The following is a 21,200-nucleotide window of genomic DNA, read 5'->3' on the forward strand; positions in this document are numbered from 1 at the left end:
AAGCCCCTTGCGTTAAATATCGGGGTTGGTCGGTATCCATGGTTTTTTAACGTCCTCCTCTTTTTGGCAACATTCCCGCGCTTTCAAGCGCGGGACCCGTTTAAATTCCCAGGACGTGCTGGGCGATTTTGAAATAAATAATCAGGCCGGTGCCGTCGATAAAGGTGGCGATAAACGGCGCCGACACCACCGCTGGATCGATACCGAGCCGTTTCAGCAGCATCGGGATGATCGACGAAACAATGGCGCTCCATACGGTGATCGCCACCAGCGACAGGCTGACCACCAGCGTCACCTCCATGCCGACGCCCATGATCCAGGCGCGCACCCAGGCCGCCAGACCGATGGTGACGGCGATCAGCAGCGAGGTCGTGACCTCTTTGCGGATCACTGCGCCCAGATTGCGCAGGCTGACCTCGCCCAGCGCCATAGCACGCACCAGCGTCGAGGTGATCTGAGTGCCGCTGTTGCCGCCGGTGCCGATCAGCAACGGGATGAAGAACGCCAGCGCAATCGCCGCTTCGAGCTGATCTTCAAACGCTTTCAGCACGTTGCCGGTGTAAGCTTCGGCCACGAACAACATCAGCAGCCACACCGAGCGTTTGCGCCACAGCGCCCACGGGCTGGTCTCCAGATAAGGCTTGTCCAGCGGCAGGCTCGCGCCCTGACGCTGCGCGTCTTCGGTGTTTTCATCTTCGACCAGCCGAGCGATCTCGCGCTCGCCCAGCACGCCGACCAGCGTGTTGTTCGCCACGACCGGCACCACGTCCAAACCGCCTTTGCCCAGCAGATGCGCCACGTCATTGCGATCGTCGTCGGGTGAAACCTGGAAATAGCTGTAATCCATCATTACGCCGACCGCTTTATCCTCATCGTCGCACTGCAGCAGTTTTTTCACCGACAGCGTGCCGCGCAAATGATAGTCGTCCGCGGTAATAAAGACCCGGGTGGGAATTTCGTCCGTTTTTAGCTGCGAAAGTAAATATTCCCGGGCATGCGTGACCGTCATCGTCGCGGGAACGGTAATAAAATCGGCGTTCATATAACCGGCAACTGAAGTTTCATCGAGAGTTTCAGTCGCGCGCAGCGCCGGAGAAGAAGAGTATTGATGTGACTTGATCATTTTGTCAGTCCCTATTTCTGTTGTGAACTTCAACAGCGAATCGCATAGGGGCGTAACCACAGAGGGAGTGCAGACTGCCTATCTCCGCGTCCAGGTTTTAGCACTATACAACGTATCCGAATTGTTGCTCGGAAGTTACTTTGGGCTGAACCTTAATCCGATAAAGCCTGTCTTAACCTTGGGCATCTCTCGATGTCGTCAGATCAGTAACCTGTGTTTGTATAGGAGCCTCGCCAAACGAGATACTGCATATAAACTACCGGCGCAGTATAGGCGTTGTTTTATCCGGCGGGAAGAAAAGATTGCCCGTCGTTTATGGAGTATTTAGGATAATTTTATTAAATGTGAATCTATAAAAACGGCTGATATAAATCAGCCGTTTTTTTATTTCTCAGTGCGCGAGAATGTAGACGTTTTTATCGTATAGCGCGCCCTGACGGGTAAAGTCGATCCCCTTCACGTAAGGTTTGACCAGCGTGGCGTTGGCTTCGTAGTACACCGGCGCGACCGGCGTATCGACGGCCAGCACCGCCTCGGCCTGCTGGAAATACTGCTGCACCTGCTGCGGTGTCGGCGCCGCCGTCGCCTGATGCAGAATGCGATCGTACTCCGGATTGCGGTATTTGGGGCTGTTTTCGCTGCTGTCGGAACGGAACACGTTCAGGAAAGTAGACGGATCGTTGTAATCCGCCAGCCATCGAGTAAAGGCCACGCCGTACTGCCCGCGGTTGATATTATCCAGCGTCACTTTACGCTCCTGGCTTTGCAAGGTGGCCTCTACCCCGAGGTTCTTTTTCCACATGGCGGCGGCGGCGATGACGATCTTCTTGATGGTGGCGTCGTTACTGTACAGCACGGTAAAGCGCAGCGGATGCTCGGCGTTGAAACCGGCCTGCGCCAGCAGTTGCTTCGCCTGGGCGTGCCGTTGTTCCGGCGTCCAGCCGGCCGCGGCACCGGGCTGCAGGCGATAGCCGCCCGCCCCCGTTGGGGTAAAGGTCCAGGCCGGCTGCTGGCCATATCCCAGCACCTTGCCGGCGATGATCTCTTTATCCAGCGCCAGATTCAGCGCCTGACGCACCCGCACGTCGTTGAACGGCGCCTGGCGGTTGTTGAAGGCGAAATAGCTGGTGGAGAGCAGCGGATAGGTCACCAGCTGTTGCTCACCGAGCGTTTTTTTCAGCTGCTGATACAGCTCCGGCGGCGTGGTATACCCCAATTCCACCTCGCCGGCGCGAAAACGCGCCACTTCCGGGAATCCCTGTATCGGCAAGAACGTCACCTTGTTGAGCACGGTGTTGGCGTTATCCCAATACTGCGGATTGCGTTCCACCACCACCTTTTCGTTCACCACCCACTGGCTGAGGCGGAACGCGCCGTTGCCGACAAAATGCGCCGGTTGAGTCCAGTTTTTGCCGTACTGCTCCACCACCTTGCGGTTAACCGGCAAGACCGGAAAATGCACCAGTTGTTTGAGCAGATAGGAGTTGGGCTCCGACAGCGTCACCTGCAGGGTGTGCGCATCTAGCGCCTTGACGCCCAGCTCGCTCGGCGGCTTGCTGCCGGCGTTGATCGCCGCCGCGTTCAGCACGTAGGCCGAAGCCAGATAGCTGCCGTACGGCGACGCGGTTTTCGGATCGGTGAGGCGCTGCCAACTGTAGACGAAATCGTCGGCGGTGACCGGATCGCCGTTCGACCACTTGGCCTGCGGCCGCAGATGGAAAGTCCAGACGTTGCCCTGGTGCTCCCACTTCTGTGCCAGCGCCGGGATCACTTCGCCGTCTTTTCCGACGCGCAGCAAGCCTTCGAACAGATCGTTGAAGATGTAGAACTCCACATTGCTCTCGGCCAGGTTTGGATCCAGCGTCGCCGGTTCATACCCGTTGGCGCGCACCAGTTCTTGCGCCGCCGCCAGTTTAGCGCCCGCCGGCACCTCGGCCGCCTGTGCGACCGTCGCGTTAAAAGCCAGGATGATTAAACCAGCCAATTTCTTGCCATTGAATGAATATTTCACGTCGATATCCCTGATGAGTGTTTTATCGCGTTCAATATGCAATGAGGCAGTGGAATAAATTAAATCATTAATCGCTATGAGTCATAACCAAAAGCGGTGTTGAATTTCTTTCATTATCAAAGGAGTACTGGTGACGGAACGATAAAGAACACGAGGATAAACGCGGAGACCGGCATTGCCGCCGGGAACGCCGTGAATCGGCGGTGACATAAATTCAGGCAATCAATATAGATTATTCCAGCCGAAGCTTAACGTATCCTTAGGGCAATTCATTTTGTGAGCGATCGTCAAAAATAATTTAATACGAATCGTTTTCACTATCATTATTGATGTTCTTGGCTAAAATCGGCCTGCTTGCGCTTGCCAGGCGATATTCGTTTTCTTCATTCGAACGCTAAAAAGGATAACTGCATGAAGCTGCGTATTTCATCTCTCGGCCCCGTCGCCCTGCTCGCCTCCTCGATGATGCTGGCCTTTGGCGCTCAGGCGGCCTCCGCCGACCAGGGCATCGTTATTTACAACGCCCAGCATGAAAATCTGGTGAAATCCTGGGTCGACGGGTTTACCAAAGACACCGGCATCAAAGTCACGCTGCGCAACGGCGGCGACAGCGAGCTGGGCAATCAGCTGGTGCAGGAAGGCAGCGCCTCGCCTGCCGACGTGTTCCTGACGGAAAACTCCCCGGCGATGGTGTTGGTGGATAACGCCAAGCTGTTCGCCCCGCTGGACGCCGCGACGTTGGCCCAGGTAGAGCCGCAATATCGCCCCAGCCACGGCCGCTGGACCGGCATCGCCGCCCGTTCTACCGTGTTCGTCTACAACCCGGCCAAACTGACCGACGCGCAGTTGCCGAAGTCGCTGCTGGATCTGGCCAAGCCGGAATGGAAAGGCCGCTGGGCCGCTTCGCCATCGGGCGCCGATTTCCAGGCGATCGTCAGCGCGCTGCTGGCGCTGAAAGGCGAGAAAGCCACGCTGGAGTGGCTGAAAGCGATGAAAACCAACTTTACCGCCTATAAAGGCAACAGCACGGTGATGAAAGCGGTCAATGCCGGCCAGATCGACAGCGGCGTGATCTATCATTACTACCCGTTCGTCGACGGCGCTAAAACCGGCGAGAACAGCAACAACATCAAGCTGTATTACTTCAAACATCAGGATCCGGGCGCATTCGTCAGCATCTCCGGCGGCGGCGTGCTGGCTTCCAGCAAGCATCAGCAGCAGGCGCAGGCCTTCATCAAGTGGATCACCGGCAAACAGGGCCAGGAGATCCTGCGCACCAACAATGCCTTCGAATACGCCGTCGGCGTCGGTGCGGCCTCCAACCCGAAACTGGTGCCGCTGAAAGATCTGGACGCACCGAAAGTAGACGCCGCGCAGCTGAACAGTAAAAAAGTGGTCGAACTGATGACCGAGGCCGGCCTGCTGTAAGGCCCGCCGGCAAACCGAGAGTTTTTGATCGTTATGTCAAACCTGAGTACCCACGCCGCGCAGACCGCGCGGCGTTATTCTGTTGTCCCCCGTCACCCGCGGCCAGGGGCGATCGTGGTGGCCAGCGCTGTGCTGCTGTCGCTGCTGGCGCTGTTGCCGCTGGGATTCGTTATCGGCGTGGCGTTTGAAACCGGCTGGCAAATGGTCAAAGCTCTGGTTTTCCGCCCACGCGTGGCGGAACTGCTGTTGAACACCCTACTGTTGGTGGTGTTGACGCTGCCGATCTGCGCCGTGCTGGGCGTGGCCCTGGCCTGGTTGACCGAACGCACTACGCTGCCGGGCCGCCGTCTCTGGGCGGTATTGGCCACCGCGCCGCTGGCGGTGCCGGCCTTTGTGCAAAGCTATGCCTGGATCAGCCTGGTGCCGTCGATGCACGGCCTGGGCGCCGGCGTTTTCATCTCGGTGCTCGCCTATTTCCCGTTCATTTACCTACCGGCCGCCGCCGTGCTGCGCCGCCTGGATCCCGGTATCGAAGACGTCGCTACCTCGCTTGGTTCCCGGCCGCCGGCGGTGTTTTTCCGCGTGGTGCTGCCGCAGCTGAAGCTGGCGGTCTGGGGCGGTTCGTTGCTGATCGCGCTGCACCTGCTGGCGGAGTATGGCCTGTACGCCATGATCCGTTTCGATACCTTTACCACCGCGATCTTCGATCAGTTCCAGTCGACCTTCAACGGCCCGGCGGCCAACATGCTGGCCGGCGTGTTGGTGCTGTGCTGCCTGGGGCTGCTGTTGCTTGAGGCTCTCAGCCGCGGCCGCGCGCGCTATGCCCGCGTCGGTTCCGGCAGCGCCCGCAGCCAAACGCCGCGTCGCCTGTCAGCGCCGTTCGCCGCACTGGCGCTGCTGCTGCCGATCGCGCTGACCGCGTTGGCGCTGGGCGTGCCTTTCATCACCCTGGCCCGCTGGCTTTGGCTGGGTGGATTCGAGGTGTGGCGTAACGCCGAGCTGTGGCCCGCGCTGTGGCAAACGCTGTCGCTGTCCGCCGCTGGCGCATTGTTGATTACGCTGTGCGCCATTCCGATGGCCTGGCTGTCGGTACGCTATCCGGCCCGGCTGTATCGGGTGCTGGAAGGCTGCAACTACGTGACCAGCTCGCTGCCTGGTATCGTGGTGGCGCTGGCGCTGGTGACCATCACCATTCACAGCTTCCGGCCGATTTACCAGACCGAAATCACCCTGCTGCTGGCATATCTGCTGATGTTTATGCCGCGGGCGCTGATCAATCTGCGCGCCGGTATCGCACAGGCGCCGGTGGAATTGGAAAACGTGGCGCGCAGCCTCGGCAAATCGCCGGCGCAGGCGCTGTGGAGCACCACGCTGCGGCTGGCGGCGCCGGGCGCCGCTGCGGGCGCCGCGCTGGTGTTTCTGGCGATCGCCAATGAACTGACCGCCACGCTGCTGCTGGCGCCGAACGGCACCCGCACGCTGGCCACCGGATTTTGGGCGCTGACCAGCGAGATAGACTATGTCGCCGCCGCGCCTTATGCGCTGATTATGGTGGCGCTGTCGCTGCCGCTCACCTGGCTTCTTTACTCTCAATCTAAACGTACGGCGGGACTATGAGCACGCTCGAACTGCACGGTATCGGAAAATCTTACAATGCCATCAGGGTGCTGGAACACATCGACCTGCAGGTTGCCGCCGGCAGCCGCACGGCGATCGTCGGCCCTTCCGGCTCCGGCAAAACCACCCTGCTGCGCATCATCGCCGGCTTTGAAATCCCCGACGGCGGCCAGATCCTGCTGCAAGGGCAAGCCATGGGCAACGGCGGCGGCTGGGTGCCGGCGCATCTGCGCGGCATCGGCTTCGTCCCGCAGGATGGCGCACTGTTCCCGCACTTTACCGTTGCCGGCAACATCGGTTTTGGCCTTAAAGGCAGCAAACGCGAGAAACAGCACCGTATTGAGGCGCTGATGGAAATGGTAGCGCTGGATCGCCGCCTGGCCGCGCTGTGGCCGCACGAGTTGTCCGGCGGACAGCAGCAGCGGGTCGCGCTGGCGCGCGCTTTGTCGCAACAACCTCGGCTGATGTTGCTGGATGAGCCGTTCTCGGCGCTGGATACCGGCCTGCGCGCCGCCACCCGCAAAGCGGTGGCCGAACTGCTGACGGAGGCCAAAGTCGCGTCGATCCTGGTCACCCACGATCAGAGCGAGGCGCTGTCGTTCGCCGATCAGGTGGCGGTGATGCGCAACGGCCGGCTGGCGCAGGTGGGCGCGCCGCAAGATCTCTATCTGCGCCCGGTCGATGAACCGACCGCCAGTTTCCTTGGCGAAACGCTGGTGCTGACCGCCGAACTGGCGCAGGGCTGGGCAGACTGCGCATTGGGGCGCATCGCCGTCGACGATCGCCAACGCAGCGGCTCAGCGCGCATCATGCTGCGCCCGGAGCAGATTCAAATCGGTTTGTCTGATCCGGCGCAGCGCGGCCAGGCGGTGATCACCGGCATCGATTTCGCCGGCTTCGTCTCCACCCTCAATCTGCAAATGGCGGCCACCGGCGCACAGCTCGAGATCAAAACCGTCAGCCGCGAAGGCCTGCGGCCCGGTGCACAAGTCAATCTCAACGTGATGGGCCAGGCGCATATTTTCGCCGGCTGACTCTCTTGTGGCCGGGCTGCCCCGGCCTCCTCAGCGGCAAACCTTGTCGCGGCGCGGCTTTTTCGGCGCCAGCAGATACTCCACCACGCTTTCGTCAACGCAGCTGTCGATGCCGTTCAGCGCCAGCGTATGTCCGTCGCGTTCGCGGGTGATCAGCGGGCTTTTAAAGGCGGCGGCCATCACCTGGGCGTTGCGGTACGGCGTGGTCGGATCGTAGCGCTGGGCGACGAACAGCAGCGGCGGCAGCGCGGCGGACGCCACCGGGGTGTGCGGCCGATCTTTGCCGCGGTACGGCCATAGATCGCACATTTCCAGCGGATACTCGTGTAGCGGCAGGTAGTGAGCGTACAAAGCAGCGGTATTGATCTCCTGCCGCTGCCTGCGCAACTGCTGCGGATCGGCTGTCGGGTTGGCGACGTCGGCGCAGGTGATGACGTTCAGGGCGTCATCGGCGTCCGGCGAATAGCTTTCGTCAATCAGATCGGAAACCTGCTGCCCGGCGATGCCGGCATCGAGTTGACGCAGCACGGTCGCCAGCTCATGCCAGCGCTCCGGCCACAGCAGCAGCGAACGCGTGACCGTCAGCACATCGTCGGCGGAGATTTCATAGCCCGCCGCAGTGACGAACGGTTGATCGTGCAGCTTGCGCAGTAAGGCATGATAGCGCTGCAGCGCCTGATTAGCGCCGCCGCCCAGCTGGCAGCTGTCGGTTTTGCCGCAGTAGGCGGCGAAGCGCAGGAAGCTTTGCTGGAAGCCCCGCTCCTGGTTCATGCGCTGGGTGAAATCGTCCTCCGCCAGATCCACCACCCCGTCCAGCACCAGCGCGCGCGTTTTCTTCGGAAAACGTTCGGCATACAGCGCCGCCACCTTGGTGCCGTAAGAGTACGCCACCGCCGTCAGCCCCGGTTCGCCTAGCGCGTGGCGGATTGCGTTCAGATCGTTGACCGCCTCGTCGGTGCCGATGTGTTGCAACACGTCCGCGCCGGTTTGTTTGATGCAGGCGGCAATCAGGGTGCGCGTCTGATTCTCCGCACCGGCCACGTCGTTGTCGTCCGGCGTCGGGGTTTCGTCGCCTTCGGCCAGCTGGCAGGAGATTTTCGGCGTCGACTGACCGACGCCGCGCGGATCGTAACCGATGATATCGTAGGATTTTCGCAGTCTGGCGACGTGGGCGTCGTTGCCCAGATAGGGGTTGATGCCCGGCAGGCCTGGGCCCCCGCTGATCATCACTACGCTGCCCTTTTTCGGCCCGGTAGCGGGCTGCAGGGTCAGTGCCAGACGCACGGTCTGTTCGCCCGCCTGCGCCGCATGGGCGGGCGGCGTGGCGTAGGCTAACGGCACCTCGAGGTAACCGCAGCGCAGCCCCGGCGGTGGCGCCTCATCGAACCAGCGCTGAAAACCGCTGTTGAGACAAGATTGCCAACGAATGCCGTTCTCGACCGCCATGCCGTGAGCCACCGGCTTGGCCAGGGCGGGCAACGCGGCGGCAGTCGCGGCGAACAGCGCCAGAATACGCAGTACTGACATGGGGAGTCCTTTCAACTCAACGAATCGGTCAAAGGGTAAAGATTCTCGGTTAAACCGCTAGCCAATAGAACATAAAAAAACGCGCGGGTGAAGCCGACGCCGTGCGTATGGAAAGACTTTTCTTTGCTCAGATTGATCTTATAACGCACAGAATGCTGCAAAAAATGCCATTCACCTGCTAGGCTTAGTGTTCGTTAACCCACAAGGAACAGGAGAGCAGCATGTTTGGTAAAGCGGAAGACAAAGCCAATGAAGCCGCAGGCGCGGTACAAGAAGCGTTCGGCAAAGCCGTTGATTCGCCGGAGCATCAGGTGCGCGGCGCGGCGCGCAAATACGCCTCCCAGGCCAGCTATGCCGCCCGTGACGCAGCGGACAGCGTAAGAACGCAGGTGGAAGCCAACCCGCTGGCCGGCGTAGCCGTTGCAGCAGCGGTCGGCATCGTTTTCGGCTTCCTGCTGGGACGCAAATAAGCGGCGAATGCGCCCTACGACAACAGGCCCGTTACGGGCCTTTTTTTTCGCCCTTTTCTGCACCGGCGCCGTTATGCGCGCAAACTTTCATCTATCACAGCCATCGCTTAAAAAAACTAACGCCTTCAACTACGATTAGTTTGTGACCAGAGCGAGGCTCTGCAATCCGGCGGATAACCCTATGAGGATTATCATCATTATCCATGCTGTTTAAGCCGCTCTCCTTCATGCGGCTAAGAAAGGTTAATTATGGCTCGCACCACCCCTATCGAACGTTACCGCAATATCGGCATCTCCGCGCATATCGATGCCGGCAAGACCACCACCACCGAGCGGATTCTGTTTTACACCGGGGTCAGCCACAAGCTGGGTGAAGTGCATGACGGCGCGGCGACCATGGACTGGATGGCGCAGGAACAGGAGCGCGGCATCACCATCACCTCGGCGGCCACCACCTGCTTCTGGAACGGCATGCAGCATAATTATCCGCAGCACCGCATCAATATCATCGACACCCCCGGGCACGTCGATTTCACCATTGAAGTGGAGCGTTCGATGCGCGTGCTGGACGGCGCCGTGATGGTCTATGACTCGGTGGGCGGCGTGCAGCCGCAGTCGGAAACCGTCTGGCGCCAGGCCAACAAGTACAAAGTGCCGCGGCTGGCGTTCGTCAACAAGATGGACCGCATCGGCGCGGATTTTTTCCGCGTGCGCAAAATGATGATCGAGCGCCTGAAAGCCAACCCGGTGCCTATCGTTATCCCTATCGGCGCCGAAGATCACTTCAGCGGCGTGGTGGATCTGGTGCGGATGAAAGCCATTCTGTGGGACGAGACCTCGCAGGGCATGAACTTCAGCTTCGAAGAGATCCCGGCAGAGCTGCGCGACTCGGCACAGGAGTGGCGTGAAAACATGATTGAGGCCGCCGCCGAAGCGTCGGAAGAACTGATGGAGAAATACCTCAACCAGGTGCCGCTGAGCGAAGAGGAGATCGTTCACGGGCTGCGGGTGCGCACCGTCGCCGGCGAAATCCAGCCGATGCTGTGCGGGTCGGCGTTCCGCAACAAAGGGGTGCAGCGCATGCTGGACGCGGTAATTGAACTGATGCCCTCGCCGCTCGACGTGCCGCCGATGGAAGGCCACGGTGAACATGATGAAATCATCACTCGCAAAGCCGACGACAACGAAAAATTCTCGGCGCTGGCGTTCAAACTGATGACCGATCCGTTCGTCGGCCAACTCACCTTCGTGCGCGTCTACTCCGGGGTGCTGGCCAAAGGCAGCAGCGTTTACAACCCAATCAAGGGCAAAAAGGAGCGCATCGGCCGCATCGTGCAGATGCACGCCAACGATCGTAAGGACATCGACGAACTGCACGCCGGCGACATCGCCGCCTGCGTCGGCCTGAAGGACGTCACCACCGGCGATACGCTGTGCGACCCTGGCGCCATCATCACGCTGGAGCGCATGACCTTCCCCGAGCCGGTGATCGCCCAAGCGATCGAGCCGAAGACCAAGGGCGACCAGGAGAAAATGGGCATTGCGCTGCAGCGGCTCTCTTCGGAAGATCCGTCGTTCCGCGTGCGCACCGATGAAGAATCCGGCCAGACCATTATCTACGGCATGGGCGAGCTGCACCTGGAGATCATCGTCGATCGCATGCGCCGCGAGTTCGGGGTGGAGACTACCACCGGCAAGCCGCAGGTGTCGTACCGCGAAACCATCCGCAAACGGGTAACCGACGTGGAAGGCAAGTTCGTGCGCCAGTCCGGCGGTAAAGGGCAATACGGCCACGTGGTGCTGACCGTCGAACCCAACGACCCTGGCAAAGGCTTCGAGTTCTTCGATGAGATCAAGGGCGGCGTCATTCCGGGCGAGTTTATCCCGGCGGTGAAAAAAGGCGTGCTTGAGGCGCTGAATAACGGCGTGCTGGCCGGTTATCAGGTGGTGGACGTCAAGGTACACCTGACCTTCGGTTCTTACCATGATGTCGACTCGTCGGAACAGGCGTTCCGCATGGCGGCGATCTTCGGCTTCAAGGACGCCTGCCGCCTGGCGGACCCGGTGATCCTTGAGCCGATCATGTCGGTAGAAGTGGAAACGCCGGAAGATTATGCCGGCAACGTGATGGGCGACCTCTCCTCACGCCGCGGTCTAGTACAGGGTATGGAAGAGATCCCGGGCGGCGGCGGCAAGGAAATTCGCGCCAAGGTGCCGCTGTCCGAGATGTTCGGTTACTCGACCACCCTGCGTTCGATGTCGCAGGGCCGCGCCACCTACACCATGGAATTTAGCCACTACGCCGAAGCGCCGCGCAACGTGGCCGAAGAAATCATTCACCACAGCAAGCGTTAACCCTCGCGCCCGCCTTCGCGGCGGGCGTCACCTCGGCTTGTCCTCCAGCGCCACCACCACCGGCTGCGGCTTGATACGCATGGCGTACACCACGCCGGCGATCAGGCAAACGATGCCGGCCAATGTCAGCAGCGGCGGCCAGGCCTGGCGCAGCAGAAAGGTATAGGCCAACCCCGCCAGAATTTCGAACACGATAAGCGGCCCCACCAACACCGTCGGCAGCCGCTGGCTGGCTTCGTTCCAGCACAGCGCCCCCAGCCAGGAGCAGAACACGCCGATAACCAGCATCAGTGGGATAAATACCTCGGGGCGCGGGCCGAACGGCAAGGCAAACGCCGGTTCGCTCAGCGCCAATTGGCCGCAGACCGCCAGATAGCCCAGCAGCGCCAGCGGCAGCGTCACCAGCCCCTGCGCCGTGGCCCAGGTGGCCGGCCGCTGCGTCGGGTTATCCCGCAGCCAACGCGAATTGCGCAGCGGAAACCAGGTCCAGCACGCCACCGCCAACGCGGCCAACCCAAGGCCGCTGAGATAGCGCCAGCCGTCGATCGGCACCGCATTGCCGCGCAGTTCGGCGATGTTTACGCACGCTAACCCGCAGACGATCAGCAGCAGCGCCGGCGCCAGCTTGCTCCAGGCCAGCCGCCCGTCGTGCCTGCCGTAAAACAGATTGGCGCAGATGGCGATCACCACCGGCAAGGTGCCGATGATCATGGTCGATACCGGTGCGCCGGTACGCTGAATGGCGCTGGCCAGGCACAGGTAGTACAGCAGATTGCCGATGGCCGTCAGTTTGAGCGCTTCCAGCCAATCCTGGCGCCGCAGCTTGCGCAGGCGGCGGCGATCGAACCACGCCAGCGGCAAGGTGATCAGCCCGAAGGCCAGATAGCGCCCGGTGGACTGCAGCGCGGCGGGATAATCCGGCACCAGCAGCGGGCCGACGAAAATCAGTCCCCACATCAGCCCGGCGGCCAGGGCAAACACAACGCCAATGAACATAACGACTCCGACAAACGGCCGGCGCGGCCAATCCGCCCGACAAGACAGCGGCAGAGTAACGAAAACGCGGGGAGGAATTATTGTAGCAGGTTGCTGTTTTAGCCCAATTTCACCTGTTTCTGGAAACGCACTGGCGTGACGCCGTAACGATTGGCGAAGGCGCGCGTCAGGTGCGCCTGATCGGTCAGCCCCGCCGCCGCCGCCACCTGTGCGGCGGGCATGCCGCGCTCCAGCATGCGTTTGGCCTGCGACAGCCGGATCGCCATCAGCATCTGCTGCGGCGAAACGTGATATTCGGCCTTGAACTTGCGCAGGAAATGGTACGGGCTGAGCGATACCAGATCGGCCAGCTGGTTGAGGGTCACGGCCTCGGCGAAGTTATCGTGCAGGTAGCTTTTCACCACCTCGAAACGGTGCGCCGCCTCGGCTTTCTCTCGCCGCCCGGTACGGATGTGCGGGTGCAACAGCTCGACCGCCTCCAACAGCAGGCCGTCGAGCGTGAGCGGATCGTCGGTTTGCCACAGCGTGGAGAGAATGGCGGACAGGCGCTGCGCCGCCCGCGGATCGTGGCGCACCGCATCGGTAAACCACTGGCACCGATCGCCGGACAGCTGCTCCAGCGCCTCGGGCGCCAGGTAGAGCATGCGATAACACCAGCCGCCCGGCGTTTCGGCTTCGCCGGTGTGCAGCTCGTCCGGGTTCATCAGCACCAGCGCGCCCGGCGCCGCCAGGTGCTGCGCCCCGCGATAGCGAAAACGCTCCGCCCCGGTGTCCACGGTGCCGATGGCGAAGGCGTCGTGGGTATGCGGCTCGAAGGCATAGCGTTCGATATGCGCCTGATAGAGTTCGACGCCGGGCAGATGCGACAAATGCCGGAACTGCGCGCAGTCCTTCTCGAACGGAAACTGTTGTGGAACCCCTTGCACCCGACCTCCTCATCCGTGCTGACAATCTGCTCAGCATAGCCAAAACATCGCCGGTTGAGTAGCCGCCCTGCTCCTTTCGTGCCCCTCGCCTGGACGATCGCCGCCATTCGGCGTAGGGTTAAGGTCCCTGTCCCTTTCAGACGGGCCGCATCGCGAAGCTCATCGGCCCCTGACACTCCGCAAACAAGAGGCAACAATGTATCCGGATACTCAACTGTATATCGATGGACAATGGCGCAGCGCACTGGCCGGAAAAACCCTGCCGGTCACCAATCCCGCTACCGACGAGGTCATTGGTCAAGTGGCGCATGCCGCCGCAGAGGATCTCGATCTGGCGCTGGCCGCCACCGAGCGCGGATTTAACGTCTGGCGCGACACCGCCGCGCACCAGCGCGCCAACCTGATGCGCAAAGCCGCGGCGCTGCTGCGCGAACGCGCCAACGCCATCGCCGCCGTCATGACGCAGGAACAGGGCAAACCGGTGGCGCAGGCCAAAGTCGAAATTCTCAACGCCGCCGACGTTATCGACTGGTTCGCCGGCGAAGCCACCCGCACCTACGGGCAGATCATTCCTTCCCGCGCCCGCGATGTACAGCAGCAAACCCTCAAGCTGCCGGTCGGCCCGGTGGCCGCCTTCACGCCGTGGAACTTCCCGATCAACCAGATCGTGCGCAAGCTGTCCGCCGCGCTGGCGGCAGGCTGTTCCATCATCGTCAAAGGTCCGGAAGAAACGCCGGCCTCACCGGCTGAACTGATCAAAGCCTTCGCCGACGCCGGTATTCCGGCCGGGGTGATCGCGCTGGTGTATGGCACCCCGGCGGACATTTCGGAATACCTGATCCCCCATCCGACCATTCGCAAGATCTCCTTCACCGGCTCCACTCGCGTGGGCAAGCATTTGGCGGCGCTGGCCGGCCAGCATATGAAAAAGGCCACCATGGAGCTGGGCGGCCACGCGCCGGTGCTGATCTTCGACGATGCCGATCTCGACGCGGCGGCCAAAGAGCTGGCGCAGTCCAAGTTCCGCAACGCCGGCCAGGTCTGTATCGCCCCGACCCGCTTCCTGATCCAACAAGGCGTTTATGAGGCCTTCGTGGAGAAATTCACCGCCGCGGTGCGTGAGCTCAAGCTCGGCAACGGGCTGGAAGACGGCGTGACGATGGGCCCGATGGTGCTGGGCCGCAGCGTCGACAATATCGAGGCGCTGGTGCAGGATGCCGTCGCCCACGGGGCGAAGGCCAGCACCGGCGGCAAACGCGTGGCGGGCAAAGGCAACTTCTTCGAGCCGACGGTGCTACGCGACGTGCCGCTGAGCGCGCGCGCCATGTCGGAAGAGCCGTTTGGCCCGGTCGCCCTGCTGCGCCCGTTCGCTACCTATGACGAGGCGATCGCCGAAGCCAACCGCCTGCCGTACGGGCTGGCCGCCTACGCTTACAGCCGCAACATCGCCACCGTCAATGCGCTGGGGCGTGACGTGGAGAGCGGCATGCTGAGCATCAACCACATCGGTTTCGGCCTGCCGGAAACGCCGTTTGGTGGCGTGAAAGACTCCGGCCACGGCACCGAAGGCGGCAGCGAAGCGATCGAATCCTACCTGGAAACGCGCTTTGTCACCGTCGCCGGCCGTTAATCGCCCGGCGGATGAATAGCCAGAAGCCCCGCAATGCGGGGCTTTTTTTTACTCACCGGCCAGTTCGAACAGCTGCCGCGCCGCCGGGGTCAGCCCCAGCATGTGAATACAGGCATGCACCATGCCCGGCAACCGTTCGCAGCGCACCGGCACGCCCGCCTCACGCAGCCGCTGCGCATACTGTTCGGCCTCATCGCGCAGCGGATCGTATTCGCAGCTCAGGATGGTGGCCGGCGGTAACCCGCGCAGCGTGGCGGCATGCAGCGGTTCGGCGCTGGGATCGCGCCGCTGGGCCAGATACTGCTGCCAACAAAACACCATTGCGTCGCGCGTCAGAAAGTGCCCCTCGGCAAACTCGTGATAGCTCGTCGTCGTCATCTCGCGGCTGAGCGCCGGGTACAGCAGCAGCTGACGTTCGATGTACGGGCCGCTGCGATCCCGCGCCAACAGTGCGACCGCCGCCGCCAGATTGCCCCCTGCGCTATCACCGCCCACTGCCAGGCGCTGCGCGTCAATCCCCAACTGCGGCGCCCGTTGTGCCACCCAGCAGAGCGCCTGATAGACATCTTCCAGCGGCTGTGGAAACGGGTATTCCGGCGCCAGACGATAGTCAACCGACAGGATCACCCGGCCGGTGGCGTTAGCCAACGCCTGACAGGGCCGATCGTACAACGCCAGTGAGCCGAGGCACCAGCCGCCGCCGTGGGCGAACAGCATCGCCGGCTGCGCGGTCGTGCCGTTTTCCCCCACCGGTAGATAGGCGCGCAGTGCAATCCGGTGTCCATCGGCGGCGACCACCGTATGGTCCCTGACGCCGCCGCTCGGTTCCGCCTCGCCCTGCAGCTGGCGTAAACCGGTTTCCGTGGCCGCGCGCATTGCCGCCAGCGAAGCGGGCGGTGGCACGTCGGCCGATGCCGTCAAAAAGGCGGCGATGCGTTCATCAAGCGGCATACGGCTCTCCCGCCAGGAATGACGTAATCAGTGCAATAAATTCCTCATGACACTCCTCGGTGATGAAATGGCCGCAGCCGGCGACGGTTTCGCCCCGCAGATCGTGCGCATTGCCCTGTAGCGTCGTCAGCGGCGCGTCGCCGGTGGCGTGCTCCGCTCCCACCGTCAACACCGGCATCGTCAAGGGCGTAGCGGCGCGCAGCCGGTTCTGCCGCACGGTCTCCGGGATCGCCCGGTAATAGTCGAATCCGGCGCGCAGGCCGCCCGGTGCCGAATAGGCGGCGATATACACCTCCGCCGCCACCCGATCGCGCCGATAGGACCAGCGGTTGAAGATATAGCCAAGATACTCCCGTTCGCGCCCCTGGGTCAGGGTCTCCGGCAAATCCGCCAGTTGATTGAACATGAAATGCCACAGGAAGATGTTCTCCTCCGGCGCAACGAAAATCGGCGGCGGCGGCGCCAGCCCGGGGATCACGGCCTCCGTCAGCACCAGACGCTCCACCGCCTGCGGGAAATCGCTCGCCATGGCGTAACCGATCCACATGCCGATGTCGTGGCCAACCAGTTGGTAACGTCCATGGCCCAGTTGCGCCATCATTGTGTGCAACACCGCGCCGATGCTGCCGGTGTCGTAGCCGCCAGCGGGCTTGTCAGAATCGCCGATGCCCGGCGGATCGACGGCGATCGCCTGAAAACCGGCCGCCGCCAGCGCTTGCATCACATGGCGCCAGGTGTACCAGGTTTGCGGCCAGCCGGGGATCAGCAGCACCGGCCGCCCTTCACCGGCCACCACGCAGTGAAGGCGCCGGCCGTTCACCTGGAGATAGACGTGTTCCGCCGCGAGATCCGCCAACGGGACCTCGTTCTGTAGATATTGCATGGGGTGACTCCCTGAAAAGTTGGGCTCAGCGAATGCCGAGCAAGGCGTTGATCTGCTGCGGGCTGACCGGCGCACCGGCGAAGTCATCGAACACTTTGTCGGTGACGCGGATAATGCGATCGCGAATGAAGGCTGCGCCTTCGCGCGCGCCGTCCTGCGGGTTTTTCAGGCAACATTCCCACTCCAATGCCGTCCAGCCCGAATAGCCGTACTGCGTCAGGCGCGAAAAGATGCCGTTGAAATCAACCTGGCCGTCGCCCAGCGAGCGGAAGCGGCCGGCGCGATCGATCCAGGATTGATAGCCGCCGTAAATGCCCTGGCGACCGGTCGGATTGAACTCGGCGTCCTTGACGTGGAACATGCCGATAACGTCCTTATAGATATCGATAAACTCCAGATAGTTAAGCTGCTGCAGCACCATATGGCTCGGATCGAACAGCACCCGACAACGCGGGTGGTTGCCGACGCGCTCAAGAAACTTCTCGAACGTCACGCCGTCGTGCAGATCCTCACTCGGGTGAATCTCATAACACAGGTTGATGCCCTGTTCTTCGCAGGCGTCGAGCACCGGCAGCCAGCGTTTGGCGAGTTCGTCGAACGCGGTGTCGATCAATCCTTCCGGGCGCTGTGGGAACGGGAACAGATAGGGCCAGGCCAGCGAACCGGAAAAGGTGCCCAGCTCGCTGAGCCCGAGCCGCGCCGACGCCTTCACCGCCAGCAGCATTTGCTGCCGCGCCCACTCGCCGCGCGCCTGCGGATTGCCCTGCAGCGCCGGCGGCGCGAAGCTGTCAAACAGCGCATCGTAAGCCGGGTGTACCGCCATCAGCTGGCCGAAGATATGGCTGGTCAATTCACTGACCACCAACCCCTGCTCCGCCAACATGCCGGTCAGATCGTCGCAGTATGTTTGGCTTTCCGCGGCGGTGGCCACGTCGAATAAACGCCGATCCCAGGCCGGGATCTGCAAGGCGGTAAAACCGGTTTGCGCCGCCCACTCGGCGATGGCCGGCAGGCTGTTGAACGGCGCTGTCTCATCGCTGAACTGCGCGAGATGTAGGCTTGGACCTTTGAGGGTTTTCATCGTAAACTCCTATTAGTTGTCGATTAACAAACAATAGAGGCAAGGCGCGATGACCGCAAGCGAAATTTATAAAGACATTGGTATTCCCGCCGATTTAAGCGATCCTATGTCGCTGAATGGCAGGTAAATTGGAGCAGAGAATGGCTGGCAGACCGCGTGAGTTCGACCGCGAACAGGCGCTCTTGAAGGCGCGAAACTTATTTTGGCGGCAAGGTTACGAAGGCACCTCGATGTCGGATCTGGTGGCGGAATTGGGCATTGCTTCCGCGCGCATCTACAAGGCGTTCGGCTCCAAAGAGCAGCTGTTCCGCGAGGCAATCGCCAGTTACGAAACCGAGGAAGGCGGCTTCGCCGATCGCGCCTTCGCGCAGGAAAGCGGCATTCGCCCGGCGATCCAACGTATGCTGGAAGATGCCGTGCGCCTCTACAGCCGGCCAGATCTGCCGCAGGGCTGCATGGTGGTCTCCGCCGCCGCCAGTGTCAGTGCGGAAAACGATGGGCTCAAAACCTGGCTGGCAGAGCATCGGTTGCAGCGTACGCAGCAGATCATCGAACGGCTGCGGCAGGCGGTGCAAACCGGCGAATTGCCGGCCGATACCGACGCCGACAGCCTGGGTGACTATTTCGCCGTCTTCCTGCACGGCCTGTCGATTCAGGCACGTGACGGCGTCACTGAAGAGCGGCTATTGGCAGCGGTAAAGGTGGCGCTGGCGGTCCTGGGCGCCACTTAATCCTCCGGCAGATCGACAATCACCAGCGTGCCTTCGCTGCCCGGCAACACGCGATGCGGCACGCCGGCCGCGGCCTGATACAGCTGGCCGGCGCGCACCACCACCACTTCCCCCGCCACCTGCAGCCGCAGGTGGCCGCTGATCACCAGCAATCCTTCGCTGTAATCATGCACTTCATCCGCAATGCTGCGCGCGTCCATGCGCAGCACTTTGATATTGGCCGCACCGACGCGGCCCAGCACGGCAGAACGCCAGGCCTCGGGCAGTTCGGCCGCCTGCTGGTTTAAATCGAACAGCATCGTCATACCTTATCGCGACACAGGAACCCGCACTCTACTGCAAGCCGCCAGGTGCTGAAAGACGCGTTGGTTGTAGATTATGCCCCGACGTTCTGAGCCGCCGCCTCACGCCGCAGCCATTGCCGCAGATTTTCGCCTTCCTGCGACAGCTCGCTATCCAGTCGAGCGCACAGGTAATAATCGCGGCCGTCGTCGATCGGCAGATCGAACATTTTGATCAACTCACCGCTCTCAAGGTACTGGGCGATTAACGGTTCACGCATCAACGCGCACCCTAGCCCCGCCTGCACCGCCGCCAGTGTCAACAATCCGTCTTCAAACATCGGCCCGATGCTGCGCAGCGGGCGTTTAACGCCGGCCAGCTGAAACCATTGCATCCAGGTATTGCGCTCCTCGTCGTGCAGCAGCGGCAGCGTCGCCAGCTGATCCGGCGTATCCAGCAAACCGTGCAGTTTACTGAATGCCCGGCTGCACACCGGCACCATTTGGCCAGACATCAGCTTTTCGCTGCGATAGCCGGTCCACTGCCCAACCCCGAAGCGGATCGACAGATCGGCGGCGTCGCTCAGGTAATTGCGGTGGTTGGCGTAAACCACATTGATGTCGATATCCGGATTTTCGCGCAAAAAGCCACGCAGCCGCGGAATGAACCAGCCCATGCCGAACAGCGGGATCAGGCTGATGGTGACCTGCCGCGATGCGGACTGCTCGCGCACGTGTTCGGTCGCCTGGCGCAGCACGTTGAACGCCGAGCGAATCGAACGGTAATACTCCCGCCCCTCGCTGCGCAGCACCAGGTTACGCCCCTGCCGTTCGGTCAACGGCATCTGCAAAAATGCCTCCAGCGTTTTGAGTTGATGACTGACCGCCGAAGGCGAAATCATCAGCTCGTTAGCCGCCGCGCTGATGCCCCCCAGGCGCGCGATGGCTTCGAACGCCCGCACGGCGCGCAGCGGCGGATCGTTCGGCAGCATCGGCAATGGCTCATCGTACTGTTCTGTTTTTTTCATATATTGACTATTTTTGGGAAATCGACACTGAAGGGATGGGTTTAATATACATAAAAATCAACGTATTAAAATCACTCGTTTTTTGTATAAGAAAGTATTTTTCCGTATTTTACAATTTTTTTAAATTCTCTACTGTGAGCCTCCTGACTCATTATCTCCGGACTCTCCTTATGGATACGCTGGTACAGCAAACCGTCAACGGTTTGATGCTCGGCAGCATCTATGCGCTGATCGCGCTCGGTTACACCATGGTGTACGGCATCCTGCGCATCATCAATTTCGCGCACGGCGACGTGCTGATGGTCGGTGCGCTGAGCGCGTTGTCGGCGATCGGCGTGTTGCAACACCACTTTCCCGCGTTATCGCCGTACGCCACGCTGCTGCTGGCGGCCCTGTTCGCCATGGCGGTCTGCGCCATTACCTCGATGGCGATCGAGCGTCTCGCCTACCGCCGGTTGCGCACTGCGCCGCGCCTGGCTCCGCTGATCAGCGGCATCGGCGTCTCGCTGCTGCTGCAAACCCTGGCGATGCTGATCTGGTCACGCAATCCCCTGATGTTTCCGCAGCTGCTGCCAATGACCCCCATCGCCCTGACTGCAGGCAGCGGCGGGCATGCGCCAGCGGTGATCACCGGCACGGCGATCGTCACGCTGGTGGTGGCCGTGGCGGTCATGGCCGGCCTCTGGCTGCTGGTCGAACACAGCCGTTTCGGCCGCGCCATGCGCGCCACGGCGGAAAACCCGCAGGTCGCCGGCCTGATGGGCATCAGTCCTGACCGCATCATCGTTCTGACCTTTGCGCTCGGCGGCGCGCTGGCGGCGGTGGCCGGCATCATGATGGCCAGCAACTACGGCAACGCCGGTTTCTCGATGGGCTTTCTGCCGGGCATCAAGGCGTTTACCGCCGCCGTGCTCGGCGGCATCGGCAACCTGCGCGGCGCGATGCTCGGCGGATTGCTGCTGGGCCTGTTCGAATCGCTGGGCACCGGCTATCTCGGCGAGCTGACCGGCGGCGTGTTCGGCAGCAACTACCAGGACGTGTTCGCGTTTCTGGTGCTGATCGCCGTGCTGGTCTTCCGCCCCTCCGGGCTCTTGGGCGAACGCATCGCCACGCGCGCATAAGGACATC

18 protein-coding genes and 1 riboswitch are annotated in these 21,200 nt (G+C 61.7%); of the genes, 8 read left to right on the plus strand and 10 right to left on the minus strand.

Annotation, left to right across the window (positions count from 1 at the left end):
- Positions 1–100: 100 nt before the first annotated feature.
- Together ACMGGW_RS11270 and ACMGGW_RS11275 are read right to left on the minus strand one after the other, a co-directional pair.
- A complete protein-coding gene (locus ACMGGW_RS11270) occupies positions 101–1,123 on the minus strand; it encodes a magnesium transporter (protein ID WP_025302916.1) in 1,023 nt (340 codons plus the stop codon).
- Positions 1,124–1,198: 75 nt separating this feature from the next.
- Positions 1,199–1,372, minus strand: a riboswitch (M-box (ykoK) riboswitch).
- 142 nt (positions 1,373–1,514) lie between these two features.
- Positions 1,515–3,134 carry an ABC transporter substrate-binding protein gene (locus tag ACMGGW_RS11275; RefSeq protein ID WP_043143549.1) on the minus strand — a complete coding sequence of 540 codons (1,620 nt, stop codon included), beginning with the start codon at positions 3,132–3,134 and terminating at the stop codon, positions 1,515–1,517.
- Between the two features lie 411 nt (positions 3,135–3,545).
- On the opposite strand from ACMGGW_RS11275, the gene ACMGGW_RS11280 reads away from it, so the two are divergent.
- Genes ACMGGW_RS11280 through ACMGGW_RS11290 form a run of 3 tightly spaced genes read left to right on the plus strand, consistent with a single transcriptional unit; the run spans position 3,546 to position 7,213 of the window.
- Complete coding sequence (locus ACMGGW_RS11280; RefSeq protein ID WP_043143486.1) at positions 3,546–4,562, plus strand: iron ABC transporter substrate-binding protein; 1,017 nt, start codon at positions 3,546–3,548, stop codon at positions 4,560–4,562.
- A gap of 33 nt (positions 4,563–4,595) precedes the next feature.
- Positions 4,596–6,179: an ABC transporter permease gene (locus ACMGGW_RS11285; RefSeq protein ID WP_151428548.1), complete on the plus strand. Its 1,584-nt coding sequence runs from the start codon at positions 4,596–4,598 to the stop codon at positions 6,177–6,179.
- The gene (locus tag ACMGGW_RS11290) at positions 6,176–7,213 is read left to right on the plus strand and encodes an ABC transporter ATP-binding protein (RefSeq protein ID WP_025302920.1); all 1,038 of its coding nucleotides are present in this window, start codon (positions 6,176–6,178) and stop codon (positions 7,211–7,213) included. Before ACMGGW_RS11285 ends, ACMGGW_RS11290 begins: the two co-directional genes overlap by 4 nt.
- Before the next feature lie 30 nt (positions 7,214–7,243).
- Here the strand turns inward: ACMGGW_RS11290 and ACMGGW_RS11295 are convergent, their stop codons facing one another.
- A complete protein-coding gene (locus tag ACMGGW_RS11295) occupies positions 7,244–8,740 on the minus strand; it encodes an alpha/beta hydrolase (RefSeq protein WP_164099669.1) in 1,497 nt (498 codons plus the stop codon).
- Between the two features lie 221 nt (positions 8,741–8,961).
- Between ACMGGW_RS11295 and ACMGGW_RS11300 the strand changes: the two genes are divergently transcribed.
- Both ACMGGW_RS11300 and fusA read left to right on the plus strand, forming a co-directional pair.
- Positions 8,962–9,210 (plus strand): CsbD family protein, encoded by a 249-nt coding sequence (locus ACMGGW_RS11300; RefSeq protein ID WP_016927634.1) that lies wholly within the window; start codon positions 8,962–8,964, stop codon positions 9,208–9,210.
- A 249-nt stretch (positions 9,211–9,459) separates the two neighbouring features.
- Positions 9,460–11,565, plus strand: a complete 2,106-nt coding sequence (gene fusA, locus ACMGGW_RS11305; protein ID WP_164099668.1) for an elongation factor G — start codon at positions 9,460–9,462, stop codon at positions 11,563–11,565.
- A 27-nt stretch (positions 11,566–11,592) separates the two neighbouring features.
- Here fusA and ACMGGW_RS11310 read toward each other — a convergent pair whose 3' ends face one another.
- Both ACMGGW_RS11310 and ACMGGW_RS11315 read right to left on the minus strand, forming a co-directional pair.
- Complete coding sequence (locus ACMGGW_RS11310; RefSeq protein WP_043143475.1) at positions 11,593–12,561, minus strand: DMT family transporter; 969 nt, start codon at positions 12,559–12,561, stop codon at positions 11,593–11,595.
- A gap of 98 nt (positions 12,562–12,659) precedes the next feature.
- Positions 12,660–13,487 (minus strand): AraC family transcriptional regulator, encoded by an 828-nt coding sequence (locus ACMGGW_RS11315; protein WP_164099667.1) that lies wholly within the window; start codon positions 13,485–13,487, stop codon positions 12,660–12,662.
- 196 nt (positions 13,488–13,683) lie between these two features.
- Here ACMGGW_RS11315 and ACMGGW_RS11320 point away from each other — a divergent pair, with 196 nt between their 5' ends.
- Positions 13,684–15,117: an NAD-dependent succinate-semialdehyde dehydrogenase gene (locus tag ACMGGW_RS11320; protein WP_025302925.1), complete on the plus strand. Its 1,434-nt coding sequence runs from the start codon at positions 13,684–13,686 to the stop codon at positions 15,115–15,117.
- Between the two features lie 48 nt (positions 15,118–15,165).
- Here ACMGGW_RS11320 and ACMGGW_RS11325 read toward each other — a convergent pair whose 3' ends face one another.
- The 3 genes from ACMGGW_RS11325 to ACMGGW_RS11335 are packed head-to-tail and all read right to left on the minus strand — an operon-like array spanning position 15,166 to position 18,032.
- Complete coding sequence (locus tag ACMGGW_RS11325; protein ID WP_197832000.1) at positions 15,166–16,068, minus strand: alpha/beta hydrolase fold domain-containing protein; 903 nt, start codon at positions 16,066–16,068, stop codon at positions 15,166–15,168.
- Positions 16,058–16,951, minus strand: a complete 894-nt coding sequence (locus ACMGGW_RS11330) for an alpha/beta fold hydrolase (protein ID WP_025302927.1) — start codon at positions 16,949–16,951, stop codon at positions 16,058–16,060. Before ACMGGW_RS11330 ends, ACMGGW_RS11325 begins: the two co-directional genes overlap by 11 nt.
- A 25-nt stretch (positions 16,952–16,976) precedes the next feature.
- Complete coding sequence (locus ACMGGW_RS11335) at positions 16,977–18,032, minus strand: sugar phosphate isomerase/epimerase family protein (RefSeq protein WP_164099666.1); 1,056 nt, start codon at positions 18,030–18,032, stop codon at positions 16,977–16,979.
- Positions 18,033–18,172: 140 nt separating this feature from the next.
- Between ACMGGW_RS11335 and ACMGGW_RS11340 the strand changes: the two genes are divergently transcribed.
- Positions 18,173–18,763, plus strand: a complete 591-nt coding sequence (locus tag ACMGGW_RS11340) for a TetR/AcrR family transcriptional regulator (protein ID WP_164099665.1) — start codon at positions 18,173–18,175, stop codon at positions 18,761–18,763.
- Here ACMGGW_RS11340 and ACMGGW_RS11345 read toward each other — a convergent pair.
- Together ACMGGW_RS11345 and ACMGGW_RS11350 are read right to left on the minus strand one after the other, a co-directional pair.
- A complete protein-coding gene (locus ACMGGW_RS11345; protein ID WP_043143548.1) occupies positions 18,760–19,062 on the minus strand; it encodes a cupin domain-containing protein in 303 nt (100 codons plus the stop codon). The genes ACMGGW_RS11340 and ACMGGW_RS11345 overlap by 4 nt on opposite strands.
- Positions 19,063–19,139: 77 nt before the next feature.
- On the minus strand, positions 19,140–20,072 hold the full coding sequence (locus tag ACMGGW_RS11350) for a LysR substrate-binding domain-containing protein (RefSeq protein ID WP_043143466.1): 933 nt from the start codon (positions 20,070–20,072) through the stop codon (positions 19,140–19,142).
- Between the two features lie 170 nt (positions 20,073–20,242).
- Here ACMGGW_RS11350 and ACMGGW_RS11355 point away from each other — a divergent pair, with 170 nt between their 5' ends.
- Positions 20,243–21,193, plus strand: coding sequence for a branched-chain amino acid ABC transporter permease (locus tag ACMGGW_RS11355; RefSeq protein ID WP_049205650.1), 951 nt, complete (start codon positions 20,243–20,245; stop codon positions 21,191–21,193).
- The last annotated feature ends 7 nt before the right edge of the window (positions 21,194–21,200 follow it).

Source organism: Serratia sp. BNK-4, assembly GCF_048685115.1.
In the GTDB taxonomy this organism is placed as follows: domain Bacteria; phylum Pseudomonadota; class Gammaproteobacteria; order Enterobacterales; family Enterobacteriaceae; genus Serratia; species Serratia bockelmannii.

Coding starts and splice junctions, on each gene's coding strand:
- ACMGGW_RS11270 (WP_025302916.1), bottom strand. CDS start 1,123: ATGATCAAGTCACATCAATACTCTTCTTCTCCGGCGCTGCGCGCGACT.
- ACMGGW_RS11280 (WP_043143486.1), top strand. CDS start 3,546: ATGAAGCTGCGTATTTCATCTCTCGGCCCCGTCGCCCTGCTCGCCTCC.
- ACMGGW_RS11285 (WP_151428548.1), top strand. CDS start 4,596: ATGTCAAACCTGAGTACCCACGCCGCGCAGACCGCGCGGCGTTATTCT.
- ACMGGW_RS11290 (WP_025302920.1), top strand. CDS start 6,176: ATGAGCACGCTCGAACTGCACGGTATCGGAAAATCTTACAATGCCATC.
- ACMGGW_RS11295 (WP_164099669.1), bottom strand. CDS start 8,740: ATGTCAGTACTGCGTATTCTGGCGCTGTTCGCCGCGACTGCCGCCGCG.
- ACMGGW_RS11300 (WP_016927634.1), top strand. CDS start 8,962: ATGTTTGGTAAAGCGGAAGACAAAGCCAATGAAGCCGCAGGCGCGGTA.
- fusA (WP_164099668.1), top strand. CDS start 9,460: ATGGCTCGCACCACCCCTATCGAACGTTACCGCAATATCGGCATCTCC.
- ACMGGW_RS11310 (WP_043143475.1), bottom strand. CDS start 12,561: ATGTTCATTGGCGTTGTGTTTGCCCTGGCCGCCGGGCTGATGTGGGGA.
- ACMGGW_RS11320 (WP_025302925.1), top strand. CDS start 13,684: ATGTATCCGGATACTCAACTGTATATCGATGGACAATGGCGCAGCGCA.
- ACMGGW_RS11325 (WP_197832000.1), bottom strand. CDS start 16,068: ATGCCGCTTGATGAACGCATCGCCGCCTTTTTGACGGCATCGGCCGAC.
- ACMGGW_RS11330 (WP_025302927.1), bottom strand. CDS start 16,951: ATGCAATATCTACAGAACGAGGTCCCGTTGGCGGATCTCGCGGCGGAA.
- ACMGGW_RS11335 (WP_164099666.1), bottom strand. CDS start 18,032: ATGAAAACCCTCAAAGGTCCAAGCCTACATCTCGCGCAGTTCAGCGAT.
- ACMGGW_RS11340 (WP_164099665.1), top strand. CDS start 18,173: ATGGCTGGCAGACCGCGTGAGTTCGACCGCGAACAGGCGCTCTTGAAG.
- ACMGGW_RS11345 (WP_043143548.1), bottom strand. CDS start 19,062: ATGCTGTTCGATTTAAACCAGCAGGCGGCCGAACTGCCCGAGGCCTGG.
- ACMGGW_RS11350 (WP_043143466.1), bottom strand. CDS start 20,072: ATGAAAAAAACAGAACAGTACGATGAGCCATTGCCGATGCTGCCGAAC.
- ACMGGW_RS11355 (WP_049205650.1), top strand. CDS start 20,243: ATGGATACGCTGGTACAGCAAACCGTCAACGGTTTGATGCTCGGCAGC.